Here is a 15,769-nt window from a genome sequence, read left to right as displayed (position 1 = left end):
CGGTCAGGTCGCCGCCGGCTTTCGCAAGACGTACCCCACGCCACGCAGGGTGTGGATCAGACGCGGCTGGGTCGTGTCGACCTTGCGCCGCAGGTAAGAAATGTATGACTCCACGATGTTGTCATCGCCGCGGAAGTCGTAATTCCACACGTGGTCGAGGATCTGCGCCTTGGAAAGCACGCGGTTGGCATTGAGCATCAGGTAGCGCAGCAGCTTGAACTCGGTCGGCGAGAGCTGGATGCGCTGGCCGGCACGGTAGACCTCGTGCGTCTCCTCGTCGAGCTCGAGGTCGGCGAAGGTGAGGCGGGAGGGCGACTGCTCGCCGGCGGTGGTGCGGCGGAGCACGGCCCGGATGCGGGCGGTCAGCTCCTCGAGGCTGAACGGCTTGGTGACGTAGTCGTCGCCGCCGAGCGTGAGCCCGCGGATCTTGTCGTCGGTGGCGTCACGGGCGGTGAGGAACACCACCGGAGTACGCGTGCCACTCTCGCGCATCAGCCGGATGACCTCGAACCCGTCGAGGTCGGGAAGCATGACGTCGAGCACGACCAGGTCGGGACGCCGATCCTTCGCGGCGTTGACCGCCGCGCTGCCACTTGTCGCGGTCGAGACGTCGAAACCGGCGAAGCGCAGGCTGGCGGAGAGCAGCTCGAGGATGTTTGGATCGTCCTCGACGACGAGCAGTCTCGCCTCAGTCTGCGGTGCGGCCATAGCAGACATCATTCCCCGTGGCGCTGGGCCGTGACTGGGGAGTGGCTGAGAAGAACCTGAGAGTAACCGTCAGCTCCGGAATAGACGGCGGAGCGTGACCAGCGAGGCGTCGAGCACCCGCGCGGCCGTCCGCGCCTGGCCCTCGGTGAGCCGCGCGTTGCGCACCAGCTGCCGCACCTCCGCCGCGAACGCCTCGATGCGCCGCTCCAGCTCGTCGAGCGCTTCACCCGAGGCCGCGCCGCCACGGGCGGACGAGTTGGCGCCGCCCCACTGAAACTCCCAGTGGTACTCCCGCCCGCCGCCCCGCCGGGTCTCCCGGGTCGCCTGGTTGAGCTCCCGCTTCAAGTCGCGCACGGAACCGCGCACCTCGTCCTGGATCTCGTTGGCGAGCGTCGCGAGGTCTTCCACCGAGGCGCGGATGTCCGACTCCAGCGCGGCCAGCTCGCCCGCCCGCTGGCGCAGCTCGGCGCGGCCGGCGTCGGTGATCTCGTACACCTTCCGGCCACCCGACGCGGTGTGCGACACGAGCCCTTCCGCCTCCATCCGCTGGAGCCGGGGGTAGATCGTGCCGGCACTCGGCGCGTACAAGCCCAGGAAGCGGTTTTCCAGCAGCCGGATCAGCTCGTATCCGTGCTTGGGGCCCTCGTCGAGCAGTTTGAGCAGATAGAGCCGCAGCCGCCCGTGGCTGAATACGGCGGTCATGTCGCGGCGTCCTCGGGCTCGGCGTCGTCCAGGTCGGGCGCGGGTCTGGAGAGCAGCGCGATGCTGCCGGACGTGGTGCTCGCCCACAGCTTGCCCTCGCCCGCGCCGAGTACACCCTCCGCGTCCTTTGACCACGGCGCGCCCTCGCCGGAGCGCAGCTCGGGAAAGGCGCTGGTGATCCGCCCGGATGTGGTGTGCAGGTGGACGGCGAGATCGCTGTCTTCCCGCACCCGCACGGTCACGCTGCCCGACGTGCTGCCGAGCCGGATCTCGCTGCGCCGCGGGTTGTCGAGGTCGCACGTGATCGAGCCGGAGACGGTGCGGGCGTGCACGCGCTCGGCCGGGCTGTCGGCCAGGATCAGCTCGCCGGAGACCGTCTCCATGGTCAGGTCGTCGGCGACGCCGAGCGCCTCGACCGGCCCCGAGACGAGCTTGGCGACGGTGCGACCGCCGAGGCCCATCAGCGTGATGCGGCCCGAGGTCACGTCGACGTGCGTTTCCCGGCGCAGGCCCGAGGCGATCACCGTGCCGTCGACGAGGTGGAGGGCGGCGCGGACGTCGACCGGGACGGCGACCGAGACGTCGACCCGGTGCTCCCGGCGGAAGTAGAACAGCCAGCGGAGGAAGCCGGGCCACTTGAACATCCGCTCGTGCCGCACCGAGAGCCGGCCGCCAACCTCCTCCACGATGATCGGCTTGCGGCCCGCGTCGGCGATCTCCACACGCGCGGGACCGTCGGTGCCGACCACGTTGAGCCGGCCGGATACAAGATGTACGTCGAGGCGCGAGACCGGCTCGTCGAAGGTGAGCCGCTGCGGAGCTTCGACAGTCCAGGTGGGCATGGCGCCGAGCCTAACGCGATACATCGCGATATGCCAGAGCCCTGTCGCGACACAAGCAGGGCGCCCCTTCCACCGGAAGAGGCGCCCTGATCAGGGAAGCTATGCCGCCAGGCCCATCGCACCCTGGTAGACCGGGCCCTCGGTGCGCACCGCGGCCTCGGCCACGCGGGCCAGCTGCCGCCGGGTCGCCACCGCCTCCGGGTGCAGCGCGGGCGTCGCGGTCACCGACACGACAAGCCGCCGCACGGCCAGCACCCGGCGCAGCGACACCCAGAGGCTGTCCTCACCGAGGAAGGCGACCGTGGTAGGCCGCTCGCCGTAGTTGATCGCCACCGGCACCACCTGGGCGCCGGCGTCGAGCGCCGCCTGGAACATCGCCGGCCGGAAGTGCCCGGCCATCGCGCCGCACCAGGTCGTACCCTCCGGAAAGACCGCGACCACCCCGCCACCGCGCAGCGCCGCGGTCACCTCGGCCACCGTGCCAGGCAGGGCCCGCGGCCGCGTGCGGTCCACGAAGATCGTGCCGGCCGACGCGGCCAGCCGGCCGATCACCGGCCAGGCCCGCACGTCGTGCTTGGCCAGCATCTGGGCCGGCGCCACCGCGAGCACCGCGATGATGTCCAGCCACGAGATGTGGTTGGCCACCAGCAGCGCCTTCTCCGCGGGCAGCCGGCCCTTGGTGACCAGCCGGACCTCCAGGGCCGCCAGGATCGACCGGGCCCAGGCCCGTCCGGCGGCGCGGCGTCCACGCGAATTCATCAGAGGGAGTACCGGCAGCAAGGCCACCCCGCCGACCAGTGCCCCGATGAGCGCGAAGAAGCGGGCCACCTGTCGCACGCGCGAGACGCGCGCGCTCGCCTCCGGGCCGGGCAGGCACTCCGGCCCGCAGTCCGATCGCGGCTGCCAAAGCGTGCTCATGGTGGTCATGCGCTGTCCCCAAGGAAATGCTTCAGGTAGCGGGGGTCGACCCGGTCGAGCGAGAGCAGCACGTACAGGTCGGCGACCGCGAAGTCCGGGTCGTACGCCGGCTCGCCGCAGATCCACGCGCCCAGCCGCAGGTAGCCGCGGAGCAGGGGCGGGACGGCGGCCCGACCGGTGTGTGCGGCGACCGCCTCGGCGGCACCCGGCTCGGCCAGCCACGGGCGGCGCGGCCGGACCCGCAGCGCGGGCGGCGACATGTGCTTGGCGCGGGCCAGGTCCCATACGCCGGCGACTGTCTGCGGCCCTTCCGCGAGCGGCACCGAGGCGCAGCCGCCCAGCCAGCGCAGGTTCTTGAGGTGCAGGTACCGGGCGATGCCGGCCCACATCAGGTTGATCACGGCGCCGCTGCGGTGGTCCGGGTGCACGCACGAGCGCCCGGTCTCCACAAGGTGGTCGCGCAGCGGGCTGAGCGCGCTCATCTCGAACTCGGTGTCGGAGTACCGGCGGCCGGCGCGGGCGGCGGCCTGGGGCGGGAGCATCCGGTACGTGCCGACCACCGCGCCGGTCGAGTCCTCGCGCACGATGAGGTGGTCACAGAACTCGTCGAACTCGTCGGCGTCGAGCCCTGAGTCAGCGGTGGGCAGGTTGGCGCCCAGTTCCGCGGCGAAGACGTCGTAGCGCAGCCGCTGTGCGGCGGCGACCTCCGCTCCGTCATCGGCGATCAGCAGCGAGTATCCGCTGGTGCCGGTGGACCCCGCGGATGCGGCGCTGGTGAGGAGTACAGCCATGCTTTCTGTGTAGGCATCCACGGTGATCAGCGAGTATCCCGAGTGTGTCTCGCGCGTGGCGCTTATCTGGAATGTGAGACCGTGTGCGTGTGGCCGGCTACTCAGCGACCCCACTGGCCCGCAAGCTGGGGATCAACGCCGACTCGCGGGTGCTGTTCGACGGCGCGCCAGACGGGTTCGTGATCGAGGGGGTCGACCCCGACGAAAAGCCCGGCGCCGGGCCGTACGACGTGATCCTCTGTTTCTGCCTCGACCACGCGCGCCTGGCCGCCCGCTGGCCGGTGCTGCACCCGCTCACGACGCCGGCCGGCGCGCTCTGGATCGCCTGGCCCAAGCGCTCCTCGGGCGTGCCCACCGACCTGGGCGAAAACGCGATCCGCGACTACGCGCTGAGCAACGGGCGGGTCGACGTCAAGGTGTGCGCGATCGACGACACCTGGTCCGGGCTGAAGCACGTCATCCGCACCGCTGACCGCTAGCCTCGAGGTTCTTTTAGGCAGATTTACCCGCGTCCGCGGAAAATCCTCCAAATCCCTTCAAGAAGGCGTCGCGACAGGTGAACACGACGTGGACGGATCTCCAGACGACGCGGCGGGATTGAAAATCCTCTTCACACCCGTCACCCTGTGTGCGCGCGGCGCGGGCTTCGTGCCGTGTCCACGGGAGGAGAGAGATGTCTAACGGACAGATTGTCGTGTCCGGGCTGACGAAACATTACAAAAACGTCAGAGCGGTCGACAACTTGTCGTTTACCGTCCAGCCCGGCCGGGTGACGGGCTTCCTCGGCCCCAACGGCGCGGGCAAGACGACGACGCTGCGCATGCTGCTCAACCTTGTCACGCCCACCGCCGGCACGGCCACGATCGGCGGTCAGCGGTACGCCGACTTGAAGGACCCGCTCCGCACCGTGGGCGCGGTGCTGGAGGCGTCCAGCGCGCACAAAGGACGCACAGGCATAAACCACCTACGGATGATCTGCGCCGCCGCCGGACTCCCCCGCAAGCGGGCGGACGAGGCGCTGGCCATGGTCGGCCTCACGCCGGCCGCCAAGCGCAAGTTCAAGGGTTACTCCCTCGGCATGCGCCAGCGGCTGGGCATCGCGGCGGCGTTGCTCGGCGACCCGCAGGTGCTGGTGCTCGACGAGCCGGCGAACGGGCTCGACCCCGAGGGCATCCGGTGGATGCGTGACCTGCTCAAGGCGCTCGCGTCCAACGGCCGCACCGTCCTGGTCTCCAGCCACCTGCTCTCCGAGATGCAGCTGCTCGCCGACGACCTGGTGATCATCGCGGCCGGCAAGCTGGTCCGCCAGGGCACGGTCGACCAGGTGATGGACTCGATGTCGCACAGTGCTCAGGTGCGTGTGCGCACGCCGCAGGCGGAGGAGCTGACCGCCGCGCTCACCGCGCTCAACGCCACCGTCACTCCGAACGGCGAGGGCGCCCTGCTGGTCGCCGGCATCGACGCGCCGGGTGTGGGGCGGGCCGCCCTCAAGGCCGGCGTCGAGCTGCACGAGCTCACCCTCGAGCGACCCGACCTGGAACGCGTGTTCCTAGAGCTCACCGCGGGAAAGGCGGCCATCCGATGAGCCACGCTCTCAACCTGGTGCGGAGCGAGTTCATCAAGCTCCGGACGACGAACGCGTGGTGGCTTTTCGGCCTCGGCGCGTTCGGCATGCTGGCGCTCGCCTTCTTCTTCAACGCGCTGGGCGCGCACTTCACGCTCTCCGAGACCTCGACGGAAGGGCTCTCGGCCGAGGAGGCGGCCCAGTTCGAAGCGACCCGCGACGTGGTCTACCAGGCCGCCAACCTGTACACCTCGGGCCAGTTCTTCGGTCTGCTCTTCGTCATGCTCGTCGGGATCGTGCTGATCACGAACGAGTTCCACCACCAGACGGTGACCACGACGTTCCTGACCACACCGCACCGCACCTCGGTCATCCTGGCCAAGCTGGCGGTCGCGGCGCTGACCGGTGCCTTCTTCTGGCTGATCACCACGGCGATCAACATCCCGGCCACGATGATCTTCCTGAGCACCGAGCACGTCTCCAACCACTTCGGCGACTGGCCGGTCACCAGGGCGATCCTGCTCAACCTCGTGGCGTACCTCCTGTGGGGGACCCTGGGTGTCGGCTTCGGCGTGCTGATCCGCAGCCAGATCGGCGCCACGGTCACGGCCGTGGTGCTCTATGTGATCGGCACGCTCGCCGTCGGCATCTTCTTCCAGCTGATCGCCAACTGGCTCGACTGGGACTGGTTCGACGACCTTCAGTACGGCCTGCCCTCGATCGCGTCCGGCCTGATGGTCGCCGGCAGAAACATCCCGGGCCAGCCGGAGTTCTGGGTCGGCGCCGTCGTCCTGGTCGCCTGGGCCGTCGTCACGGGCACGATCGGCACGCTCATCACCCGTACGCGGGACATCTCGTAGTTACGATCGGGGCGCTCCGTGATCGGCGGGGCGCCCCGCGCCTCTTGTGGCATTTGTGAATCACGACACGGGCAGACCGCACTCACACAGCTGGTATACGCACGGCGTAGCCTTGATGCCGTCTTCTGACTTCCGCCCCAGGCGTCCACCGCGTGAAAGAGGCGATTACCGGCCGTGTCGACCCAACAGGCATCGCAGGACAACCCGCTGGCGGGCTTCGGCCCCAACGAGTGGATCGTCGAGGAGATGTACCAGCGCTACCTCGCCGATCCGGCCAGCGTAGACCCCGCCTGGCACGACTTCTTCGCCGACTACAAGCCGGAGACCCCGGCGCAGGCGACCGCCCCCGAGTCCACCGCCCCCGCCAAGCCCGCCGCCGACGGCGCGAAGCCGAGCGCGGAGGCCAAGGCCGCCGTGGGCACCGCGGCGAAGACGACCGCGAAGGCCGCCCCCAAGGAGACGCCGAAGCAGCCGGCCAAGCAGGCCACCGCCGTGCCCGCCGACGCGAAGACCACCACGCTGCGCGGCGTCGCCGCCCGCATCGTGCAAAACATGGATGCCTCGCTCGCCGTCCCCACCGCCACGAGCGTCCGGGCCGTCCCCGCCAAGCTGCTCGTCGACAACCGCATCGTGATCAACAATCACCTCGCGCGCGGTCGCGGCGGCAAGGTCAGCTTCACCCACCTGATCGGGTACGCGCTGGTGAAGGCACTCGGCACGCACCCGGAGATGAACAACTCGTACGCCGAGGTCGGCGGCAAGCCGGCGCTCGTCGAGCCGGCCCACGTCAACCTGGGCATCGCGATCGACCTCGCCAAAGCCGACGGCTCGCGCACGCTCGTCGTGCCGAGCATCAAGGGCTGCGAGCAGATGGACTTCCGCGGGTTCTGGCAGGCGTACGAGGACGTGGTCCGGCGGGCCCGCCGCAACGAGCTGACCATGGAGGACTACTCCGGCACCACGATCTCGCTGACCAACCCGGGTGGCATCGGCACCGTGCACTCGATGCCGCGGCTGATGACCGGGCAGGGCGCGATCATCGGCGTCGGCGCGATGGAGTACCCCGCGCCGTACTCGGGCATGTCCGAGGAGACGCTCGCCGACCTCGCGGTCAGCAAGATCATCACGCTGACCAGCACGTACGACCACCGGATCATCCAGGGCGCGCAGTCCGGCGAGTTCCTCAAGCTCGTACACGAGCTGCTGCTCGGCGAGCACGGCTTCTACGACGAGATCTTCACCTCGCTCCGCCTGCCGTACGAGCCGGTGCGCTGGGTGCGCGACGTGCAGGCGACCTCCGAGGGCCAGATCAACAAGACCGCCCGGGTGCACGAGCTGATCCACGCGTACCGGGTGCGCGGCCACCTCATGGCCGACACCGACCCGCTGGAGTTCCAGATCCGCAAGCACCCGGATCTCGACGTGCTGGAGCACGGCCTCACCCTGTGGGACCTCGACCGCTCGTTCCCGGTCGCCGGCTTCGCCGGCAAGCAGCGGATGAAGCTGCGCGAGATCCTCGGCGTGCTGCGCGACTCCTACTGCCGCCGCGTCGGCGTCGAGTACATGCACATCCAGGACCCGGAGGAGCGGCGCTGGATCCAGGAGCGGATCGAGCTCAAGTACGAGAAGCCGGACGCGGACGAACAAAAGCACATCCTCAACCGCCTCAACGCGGCCGAGGCGTTCGAGACCTTCCTCCAGACCAAGTACGTCGGGCAGAAGCGCTTCTCGCTGGAGGGCGCCGAGTCGCTGATCCCGCTGCTCGACGAGGTGCTGCAAGCGTCGGCCGAGGCCGAGCTCGACGAGGTCGTCATCGGCATGGCCCACCGCGGCCGGCTCAACGTGCTGGCCAACATCGTCGGCAAGCCGTACGAGAAGATCTTCTCCGAGTTCGAGGGGCACATCGACCCCAAGAGTGCGCACGGCTCCGGCGACGTGAAGTACCACCTGGGCCAGGTCGGCAAGTTCACCACGCCCGACGGCGAGCACGCGATCACGGTTTCGGTGACCGCCAACCCGTCACACCTCGAGGCCGTCGACCCGGTGATGGAGGGCATCGTCCGGGCCAAACAGGACCGGATCGACCTCAAGCTGGAGGGCTACACCGTGCTGCCGCTGGCGGTGCACGGCGACGCCGCGTTCGCCGGCCAGGGTGTGGTGGCCGAGACGCTCAACCTCTCCCAGCTGCGCGGCTACCGCACGGGTGGCTCGGTGCACGTGGTGGTCAACAACCAGGTCGGCTTCACCACCGCCCCCGAGTACAGCCGCTCCTCGCTCTACTCCACCGACGTGGCCCGGATGATCCAGGCGCCGATCTTCCACGTCAACGGCGACGACCCCGAGGCCGTCGTGCGGGTGGCCCGGCTCGCGTTCGAGTACCGCCAGGCGTTCAACAAGGACGTCGTGATCGACCTTGTCTGCTACCGGCGGCGCGGCCACAACGAGGGCGACGACCCCTCGATGACCAACCCGCTCATGTACGCGATCATCGACAAGAAGCGCTCGGTGCGAAAGCTCTACACCGAGGAGCTGATCGGCCGCGGCGACATCACGGTGACCGACGCCGAAGAGCTGCTCCGCGACTACCAGTCCCAGCTGGAGCAGGTCTTCAAGGCGACCCGCGACGCGGCCATGACCGAGACCCGCCCGAGCCGCAGCCGGCAGCCCGAGCCGGAGCCCAAGGTCGACACGGCGGTCGACGCCGCGATGGTCAAGGCGGTCGGCGACGCACACGTCGAGCTGCCCGAGGGCTTCACGCCGCACAAGCGGATCCAGCAGCTGCTCGACCGCCGGGCCAAGATGTCCGTCGAGGGCACGATCGACTGGGGCTTCGGCGAGATCATCGCGTTCGGCGCGCTGCTACACGACGGCGTGACCGTCCGCCTCGCCGGCCAGGACAGCCGCCGGGGCACGTTCGTGCAGCGGCACGCGTCCATTGTGGACGCCCGCACCGGCAAGGACTACCTGCCGCTCTCCGCGCTGGCCCAGGATCGCGCCCGGTTCTTCGTGCACGACTCGCTGCTGTCCGAGTTCGCCGCGATGGGCTTCGAGTACGGCTACTCGGTGGAAAACACCGAGGCGCTCGTGCTGTGGGAGGCGCAGTTCGGCGACTTCGCCAACGGCGCGCAGTCGGTGGTCGACGAGTTCATCTCCTCGGGCGAGGTCAAGTGGGGCCAGCAGTCGTCGCTGACGCTGCTGCTGCCGCACGGCCACGAGGGCCAGGGCCCCGACCACACCTCTGGCCGGCCCGAGCGCTACCTCCAGCTCTGCGCGGAAGACAACATGCGGGTGGCCATCCCGACCACCCCGGCCAACTACTTCCACCTGCTGCGCCGGCAGGGCCTGTCGCCCAAGCGCAAGCCGCTCGTGGTCTTCACGCCAAAGTCGCTGCTGCGCCACCGCCTCGCGGTCTCCTCGGTCGAAGACTTCACCACCGGCACGTTCCAGCCGGTGCTGAGCGACCCGGGCGCGCCACCGGCCGAGCAGGTCAAGCGGGTACTGCTCTGCACCGGCAAGGTCTACTACGACCTGTTCCAGGCGCGCGCCGAGCGCAAGGTCACCGACACCGCGATCATCCGGATGGAGCAGCTCTACCCGCTGCCGATCGAGGAGATCAGGGCCGCCCTGTCGTCGTTCCCGAACGCGGAAGACTTCGCCTGGGTGCAGGAGGAGCCGGCCAACCAGGGTGCCTACTCGTTCATCGCGCTCAACCTGCTGGAGCACCTCGAGGGCGTGCGCATGCGGCGGATCTCCCGCCCGGCGGCGGCCGCACCGGCGGTCGGCTCGGCCCGGCTGCACGAGGGCGAGCAGGCGGCCCTGATGGAGGTCGCCCTCCATGTACTTCACTGACCGGGGCCTCGAAGAGCTGGCCGAGCGGCGCGGCGACGAGTCCGTGACGCTGGAGTGGGTCGCCGAGCGGCTGCGCGACTTCATCGACCTCCACCCGGAGTTCGAGACGCCGATCGAGCGCTTCGCCACCTGGCTGGCCCGCCTGGACGACGACGATCTCGACGACGAGTAGGCCCATCATGAGCAACCTGGAGGCCGAGCCGCAGGAGACCCTATGCGGCGGCACCGCGACGGTGATCGAGGCGCCGACCAGCGTGATGCTGCCCGGCCACGACGTGCCCATCGGCAAGTACACGGTGGTCCGGCGCCTGCTCCCGCACCGCGAGCGCCGCATGGTCGGCGCCTGGTGCTTCGCCGACCACTTCGGCCCGGAAGACATCGGCAGCGGGCCGGGCATGCAGGTGCCGCCGCACCCGCACACCGGCCTGCAAACCGTGACGTGGCTGCTCGACGGCGAGGTGCTCCACCGCGACAGCCTGGACAGCCTCCAGACGATCGTGCCCGGCCAGCTCAACCTGATGACCTCCGGCCACGGCATCGCACACTCCGAGGAGTCGCCGCCCGGCCACCCGCCCAGCATGCACGGGCTACAGCTGTGGGTGGCCCTGCCGGAGGACGCCCGAGCCGGCGCGGCACGGTTCGAACACCACCCGGCGATGCCCATGCTCCGCGCGGAGGGCGCCACGATCACCGTCGTGGTCGGCGAGCTCGGCGAGCTGCGCTCACCGGCCCAGGTACACACCCCGCTCTTCGGCGCCGACGTCGCGCTGGCCGGCGGAGCCAAGGTCACGCTCCCCCTCCGGCCCGATTTCGAGTACGCGGCGATCACGCTCACCGGCACCGCCCAGGTCGGCGACACCCCGCTCGACCCCGGCGCGCTGCTCTACCTCGGCAGCGGCCACGAGACGCTGACGCTGGGCGCCGCCGGCGAGACACGCCTGTTCCTGCTCGGCGGCGAACCGTTCGAAGAGCCGCTGGTCATGTGGTGGAACTTCGTAGGCCGCACCCACGAGGACATCGTCGCGGCCCGCGCGGAGTGGTCGGCCGCGTCACCCCGCTTCGGCGAGGTCCACGGCTACGCCGGCGAACGCCTCCCCGCCCCCACGATGCCCACCACCCGCCTGAAATCCCGCGACCGCCACGGCAAAACCCACTAGCCAGCCCGCCCTCGTCCACAGTGGATTACGCCCGGCGTCGGGGTGACTTCGACCACTGAATCCCTTATTTAGACAGAGATTTGAGCTACCGCGACGTCCGTCGTGGTCCGGACCGCTGCTCCCGCGGCCTCACCCGTCCGCCGCTGGTCACGCTCACCCGTGTGTGCAACCGGCGGGGAGGAAACCGGGGGGCGGAGTGATGGAGCACGCCACGCGGCGGTCGACGTTTGTCCACAATGCCTGTTCCCGGATCGGCAGTCCGGGAGAGCAACAGGAGTTTCGTCGCCGCGAGTAACCCGCTGCCACGGTGTGCGCGGTGAAAGATTCGAGATCTAGGAGAGTTAGGGCGCCATTTCAGCCCCCAAGTCTCCTAGATCTCGAAGTCCCGACCCCCGGCCGGTTACCCTGCGTCAGGGGTGGCGGGTTTGAGGTCTGCCACTGCCCGCGAAAGACCCCCGGGGCTTGTCTCGCGGGAGCTGGCAGTGGACGGCCGGGGATGTCGGCGAGCCCTGGCGAGCCGCCGGCCGGGAACCGTGCCCGCGGGAGCATACGGCCCGCCGCTGACGCGAACGCGGGAAAATCCGCCTCGACGCAATGCCACGACGAGCGGCGCGCCCGACCCCTAAAGGTCTCTAGACCCCGCCCCGCTCCCAAGAGGGCAGCCCTGTCACCGCCTGGGCGGGTATACGGGAGCCCTGCTAGGAATTCACGCCCAAGAGGGCTGCCCTCTTGGGGCAGAGTGAGGGCTTGGGGCGCGGGCGGGCGGTGGAGGCCGGAGGTCGGCGAGCGCTGCGAGCCGCCGGCCTGCGCGGTGTCCGGCGGGAACGGCGGTCTACAGCCGACAGTGGACATGGGCAATATGCCTCCCGCCACTCACGAGGGGGAAACACCCGAAGAGGGTGAGGCCGCGGGAGCGACGGTCGGGACCACGGCGGACGTCGCGGTAGCTCGAATCTTCGGCTTTGGAATTGGGGGTAGCGGCCGCGCGGAGTTGATCAGGGAGTTGGTGGTGGGCGGGCCCCCACCGACTCCCTGATCAACCGCGGGTCAGGGGCGGCGGAGGGGGGTGAAGGAGTGGCGCCCGGCGGCTGGTGCCACCGGCTCCTCGGGCAGGCTTTCGCCGTCGATCAGCTCGGTCATGCGGCGGACCGTGGGGTCGCCCTCGTCCGCCACGTAGTCGTGTTCGCGGGTCCGGTCGGTGCCGTCCGGCGCGCCGCCGCCGCGCAGGACCGGCGTGAGGAGGGCGGCGACCAGCAGGTTGACGGCCAGCGCCACCACGCCGACGTAGATGGTGCTGTCAGTGTCGATGCCGATGTTGCTGAGTGGCCATGCCGAACCGCCGAAGTGTTCCCGGAGCACCGCGCCGTTCGCGCCGCGCTGCGGGATCTGGTAGAGCATCGCCAGGCCGGTCGCGAGCCCGGCGAAGATGCCGGCGATCAACGCCCACCGGTGCAGCCACGCGGTGAAGAGTCCGATCGCCACCGCGGGGAGGGTCTGCATCACGAAGACGCCACCGATGAGTTGAAGGTCGATGGCGAACTGGGTGTTGAGCATCAGGATGCAGATGACCGCGCCGAACTTCATCGCCAGCGACGCCACCTTGCTGACGAAGGTCTCCTCCTTGGCGGTGGCCTGCGGGCGGATGAACTCCTTGTAGATGTCGCGGGTGAAGAGGTTGGCCGCGGCGATCGACATGATGGCGGCGGGCACCATCGCGCCGACGCCGATGGCCGCGAACGCGAGGCCCGCGCTCCAGTCCGGGAAGTTGGCGTCGAACCACAGCGGCACGACCGTGTTGCGGTCGCCACCGATCGGCTGGATGTCGCTCAGGATCGCGGCGAAGCCGACCAGCATCAGCACGCCCAGCGTCAGCGTGTAGAGGGGCAGTACGGAGAGGTTGCGCCGCAGGGTCGCCCGGTTGCGCGAGGCGAGCACGCCGGTGAGCGTGTGCGGGTACAGGAAGAGGGCGACCGCCGAGCCGAGCGCCAGCGTGACGTAGTTGAGCTCGGTGCCGTGCGCGAGCAGCAGGCCGTCCGTGCCGCTCGGCGAGGCGGCGTACTTCGCCTCGGCCACCCGGAAGACGCTGCCCCAGCCACCGGAGTGGGAGGCGACGATCAGGAACGCGGCCAGCACCGTCCACAGCACCAGCGCGTCCTTGACGATGGAGATGAGGGCGGGGGCGCGCAGCCCCGAGTTGAACGTGTACAGCGCCAACACGATGAACGCGGCGGTGAGCGGCCAGCCCTCCGGCAGGCCCATCACCTTGAAGACCGCCTCGATGCCGATGAGCTGGAGCGCGATGTACGGCATCGTGGCGAGGATGCCGGTCACCGCGATGGCCAGCGCCAGAAACTTCGACCCGAAGCGGGCCCGGACGAACTCGGCCGGCGTCACGAACCCGTGCACGTGGCACACCGACCAGAAGCGGGCGAGCACCACGAAGAGCATCGGGTAGACGATCACCAGGAACGGCATCGGGAAGAAGCCGGAGGCCCCGACGCCGAAGACCAGCGTGGGTACTGCGACGAACGTGTACGCCGTGTAGACGTCGCCGCTGAGCAGGAAGAACGTCACCCAGTTGCCGAACGCGCGGCCGCCGAGGCCCCACTCCTCCAGCGTGTGGATGTTGTCCGGGCGGCGCCAGCGCGCGGCCGCGAAACCCATGATCGTGACCAGGCCGAACATGAACGCGAAGATCCAGAACTCGACCTGGTGGTCGGCGAAGCTGGGCATGTCACCGCCGTTCCTTGGTCGCCACGTGGACGATCGCGGTGGTGGCGGCGGCCACGCCGGCGAACGCCAGCTGGCACCAGTAGAAGAACGGCAGCCCGAGCAGGCGCGGCTCCATGCGGTTGTAGATCGGCGGCAACAGCGGCAGGACGATCGGGATCAGGAGCAGCCAGTGCCAGGGGCTCGCGTCGGCGCGCCGCTTTCGCTTGGTCGCCACCGGAACGCCGACGTTGTGGTCGGGGTGGCGGGGTGGCCAGGCCCCGGGCACCTGCGCACGACCTGGTGGCGTCCAGGAGTGACTTGTTTCGGAAGGTCCCCGACGCGGTGGAGGCGATTCTGCGGGGCCGCGCCACGGAGGCGGTGATGTGGGTGGACCTGGCGGGCCTGGTGGCCAACTGTCCTGAGTACGCCGATCCGCGACCATCCCTGCCTCCGTTGGGGTGGTTTGCCCCGTGACGGGCGTCACGGGACAAACATCCTCTGGCGACTTGGACCTCCGCCGGATCCTCCGATCGACCGATCGGTACTCATCTACCTGTTCGAAATGTTTCCGTACAATTTCACCCATTGGTGAGACCGGCATTTTTGCTGACATTCCGCAATGACGGTGCTGCGCGCCGTAAGGACGTAGCCAATCGATGCGTGCATCAATATCGATCTCTGTGGATTCGTCAGCGGGCGAGCAGCTCCTCGCTGACCTCCCACAGGCGGGCGGCCGCCTCCGGATCCAGCGCGTACGCCGCCACGCCGCGACGTGAACCGGGCTGGTGTGCCACGGCCTCGTTGCAGTCTTCGAAGTAGCGGCCACCCACACCGTCGAGCAGCGGCGAGGTGGCGACCAGCACCGAGGTGGCGGCACCTCGCTCCGGCGTCTTCCAGGCCACGGCGGGGTCGTTGCCGGCCTGGGCCCGGAGGCGGTCGAGCTCCTCCTCGCTCACGTGCCGCTGGAGGGCGGTGCGGATGCTGCCCGGGTGCAGCGCGTTGACGGTGATGCCGTCGCCGGCCCACCGCTTGCTGGCCTCGACCGCGAAGAGGATGTTGGCGGTCTTGGACTGGCCGTACGCCGACCACGGCTCGTACTCGCGCCGCTCGAAGTTGATGTCGTCGAAGACGACCGGGGAGCGCTGATGCGCGGACGAGCTGACCGACACGACCCGGGCACCGCCCGCCTCGGCCAGCGCGCGGCGCAGCCCGGTGGCGAGGCCGAAGTGGCCGAGGTGGTTGGTGGCGAACTGAAGCTCCCACCCCTCGACGGTGCGGGTCAGCGGCGACGCCATTACGCCCGCGTTGTCGACGAGGATGTGCAGCGGTCCCTCCCAGGCCGTCACGAGGGCGGCGACGGAGGCGCGGTCGGCGAGCTCGAGCGGCGCGACGTACACGTGCTTGTTGCCGGTGGTGGCGGTGATGTCCTCGGCGGTGCGCTCGCCCGCTTCGAGGTTGCGGACCGCGAGCGTGACCTCGGCGCCCGCGCCGGCAAGTGCCCGCGCGGTCTCGACGCCGATGCCTGACGCGCCGCCCGTGACGATGGCCCGGCGGCCGCTCAGGTCGATGCCCGCCACCACCTCGGCGGCCGTGGACTCGGCGCCGAACGGCGTGGTGATACGTGTGGTCCCAGTCATGATCTCACCCACCCTGTAACCTACAAACG

At 69.6% G+C, this 15,769-nt stretch carries 14 protein-coding genes; 6 read left to right on the top strand and 8 right to left on the bottom strand.

What is annotated here, in order from left to right:
* Window positions 1–3: 3 nt before the first annotated feature.
* The 5 genes from AC5L36_RS06570 to AC5L36_RS06550 form a co-directional block, all read right to left on the bottom strand.
* Window positions 4–708, bottom strand: coding sequence for a response regulator transcription factor (locus tag AC5L36_RS06570; protein WP_441214441.1), 705 nt, complete (start codon window positions 706–708; stop codon window positions 4–6).
* Between the two features lie 69 nt (window positions 709–777).
* Window positions 778–1,410, bottom strand: coding sequence for a PadR family transcriptional regulator (locus tag AC5L36_RS06565; RefSeq protein ID WP_441214440.1), 633 nt, complete (start codon window positions 1,408–1,410; stop codon window positions 778–780).
* Entirely contained in the window at window positions 1,407–2,252 is an 846-nt protein-coding gene (locus AC5L36_RS06560; protein WP_441214439.1) for a DUF4097 family beta strand repeat-containing protein, read from the bottom strand. Before AC5L36_RS06560 ends, AC5L36_RS06565 begins: the two co-directional genes overlap by 4 nt.
* 99 nt (window positions 2,253–2,351) lie before the next feature.
* Window positions 2,352–3,179, bottom strand: coding sequence for a lysophospholipid acyltransferase family protein (locus tag AC5L36_RS06555; protein ID WP_441214438.1), 828 nt, complete (start codon window positions 3,177–3,179; stop codon window positions 2,352–2,354).
* Complete coding sequence (locus AC5L36_RS06550; RefSeq protein ID WP_441214437.1) at window positions 3,176–3,961, bottom strand: GNAT family N-acetyltransferase; 786 nt, start codon at window positions 3,959–3,961, stop codon at window positions 3,176–3,178. Before AC5L36_RS06550 ends, AC5L36_RS06555 begins: the two co-directional genes overlap by 4 nt.
* Before the next feature lie 89 nt (window positions 3,962–4,050).
* On the opposite strand from AC5L36_RS06550, the gene AC5L36_RS06545 reads away from it, so the two are divergent.
* The 6 genes from AC5L36_RS06545 to AC5L36_RS06520 all read left to right on the top strand — a co-directional run bounded on the left by AC5L36_RS06545 (window position 4,051) and on the right by AC5L36_RS06520 (window position 11,391).
* The gene (locus AC5L36_RS06545) at window positions 4,051–4,440 is read left to right on the top strand and encodes a DUF3052 domain-containing protein (protein ID WP_441214436.1); all 390 of its coding nucleotides are present in this window, start codon (window positions 4,051–4,053) and stop codon (window positions 4,438–4,440) included.
* 194 nt (window positions 4,441–4,634) lie between these two features.
* On the top strand, window positions 4,635–5,546 hold the full coding sequence (locus AC5L36_RS06540; RefSeq protein WP_441214435.1) for an ABC transporter ATP-binding protein: 912 nt from the start codon (window positions 4,635–4,637) through the stop codon (window positions 5,544–5,546).
* On the top strand, window positions 5,543–6,385 hold the full coding sequence (locus AC5L36_RS06535; protein WP_441214434.1) for an ABC transporter permease: 843 nt from the start codon (window positions 5,543–5,545) through the stop codon (window positions 6,383–6,385). Before AC5L36_RS06540 ends, AC5L36_RS06535 begins: the two co-directional genes overlap by 4 nt.
* A 174-nt stretch (window positions 6,386–6,559) precedes the next feature.
* Complete coding sequence (locus tag AC5L36_RS06530; RefSeq protein ID WP_441214433.1) at window positions 6,560–10,234, top strand: multifunctional oxoglutarate decarboxylase/oxoglutarate dehydrogenase thiamine pyrophosphate-binding subunit/dihydrolipoyllysine-residue succinyltransferase subunit; 3,675 nt, start codon at window positions 6,560–6,562, stop codon at window positions 10,232–10,234.
* On the top strand, window positions 10,221–10,406 hold the full coding sequence (locus AC5L36_RS06525; protein WP_441214432.1) for a DUF6104 family protein: 186 nt from the start codon (window positions 10,221–10,223) through the stop codon (window positions 10,404–10,406). The genes AC5L36_RS06530 and AC5L36_RS06525 overlap by 14 nt, the downstream gene beginning before the upstream one ends.
* Window positions 10,407–10,413: 7 nt before the next feature.
* Window positions 10,414–11,391, top strand: coding sequence for a pirin family protein (locus tag AC5L36_RS06520; protein ID WP_441214431.1), 978 nt, complete (start codon window positions 10,414–10,416; stop codon window positions 11,389–11,391).
* Between the two features lie 1,047 nt (window positions 11,392–12,438).
* On the opposite strand, the gene mctP is transcribed toward AC5L36_RS06520, so the two are convergent.
* The 3 genes from mctP to AC5L36_RS06505 all read right to left on the bottom strand — a co-directional run bounded on the left by mctP (window position 12,439) and on the right by AC5L36_RS06505 (window position 15,740).
* A complete protein-coding gene (gene mctP, locus AC5L36_RS06515; protein ID WP_441214430.1) occupies window positions 12,439–14,124 on the bottom strand; it encodes a monocarboxylate uptake permease MctP in 1,686 nt (561 codons plus the stop codon).
* A 1-nt stretch (window position 14,125) separates the two neighbouring features.
* Window positions 14,126–14,338 carry a DUF3311 domain-containing protein gene (locus tag AC5L36_RS06510; RefSeq protein WP_441214429.1) on the bottom strand — a complete coding sequence of 71 codons (213 nt, stop codon included), beginning with the start codon at window positions 14,336–14,338 and terminating at the stop codon, window positions 14,126–14,128.
* Window positions 14,339–14,792: 454 nt separating this feature from the next.
* Window positions 14,793–15,740, bottom strand: a complete 948-nt coding sequence (locus AC5L36_RS06505; protein ID WP_441214428.1) for an SDR family NAD(P)-dependent oxidoreductase — start codon at window positions 15,738–15,740, stop codon at window positions 14,793–14,795.
* Window positions 15,741–15,769: the final 29 nt, after the last annotated feature.

The sequence above is a fragment of the Phytohabitans sp. LZ39 genome (assembly GCF_059359075.1).
This window is presented reverse-complemented; position numbering and strand designations above follow the sequence as displayed.

Coding starts and splice junctions, on each gene's coding strand:
- AC5L36_RS06570 (WP_441214441.1), bottom strand. CDS start 708: ATGGCCGCACCGCAGACTGAGGCGAGACTGCTCGTCGTCGAGGACGAT.
- AC5L36_RS06565 (WP_441214440.1), bottom strand. CDS start 1,410: ATGACCGCCGTATTCAGCCACGGGCGGCTGCGGCTCTATCTGCTCAAA.
- AC5L36_RS06560 (WP_441214439.1), bottom strand. CDS start 2,252: ATGCCCACCTGGACTGTCGAAGCTCCGCAGCGGCTCACCTTCGACGAG.
- AC5L36_RS06555 (WP_441214438.1), bottom strand. CDS start 3,179: ATGACCACCATGAGCACGCTTTGGCAGCCGCGATCGGACTGCGGGCCG.
- AC5L36_RS06550 (WP_441214437.1), bottom strand. CDS start 3,961: ATGGCTGTACTCCTCACCAGCGCCGCATCCGCGGGGTCCACCGGCACC.
- AC5L36_RS06540 (WP_441214435.1), top strand. CDS start 4,635: ATGTCTAACGGACAGATTGTCGTGTCCGGGCTGACGAAACATTACAAA.
- AC5L36_RS06535 (WP_441214434.1), top strand. CDS start 5,543: ATGAGCCACGCTCTCAACCTGGTGCGGAGCGAGTTCATCAAGCTCCGG.
- AC5L36_RS06525 (WP_441214432.1), top strand. CDS start 10,221: ATGTACTTCACTGACCGGGGCCTCGAAGAGCTGGCCGAGCGGCGCGGC.
- AC5L36_RS06520 (WP_441214431.1), top strand. CDS start 10,414: ATGAGCAACCTGGAGGCCGAGCCGCAGGAGACCCTATGCGGCGGCACC.
- mctP (WP_441214430.1), bottom strand. CDS start 14,124: ATGCCCAGCTTCGCCGACCACCAGGTCGAGTTCTGGATCTTCGCGTTC.
- AC5L36_RS06505 (WP_441214428.1), bottom strand. CDS start 15,740: ATGACTGGGACCACACGTATCACCACGCCGTTCGGCGCCGAGTCCACG.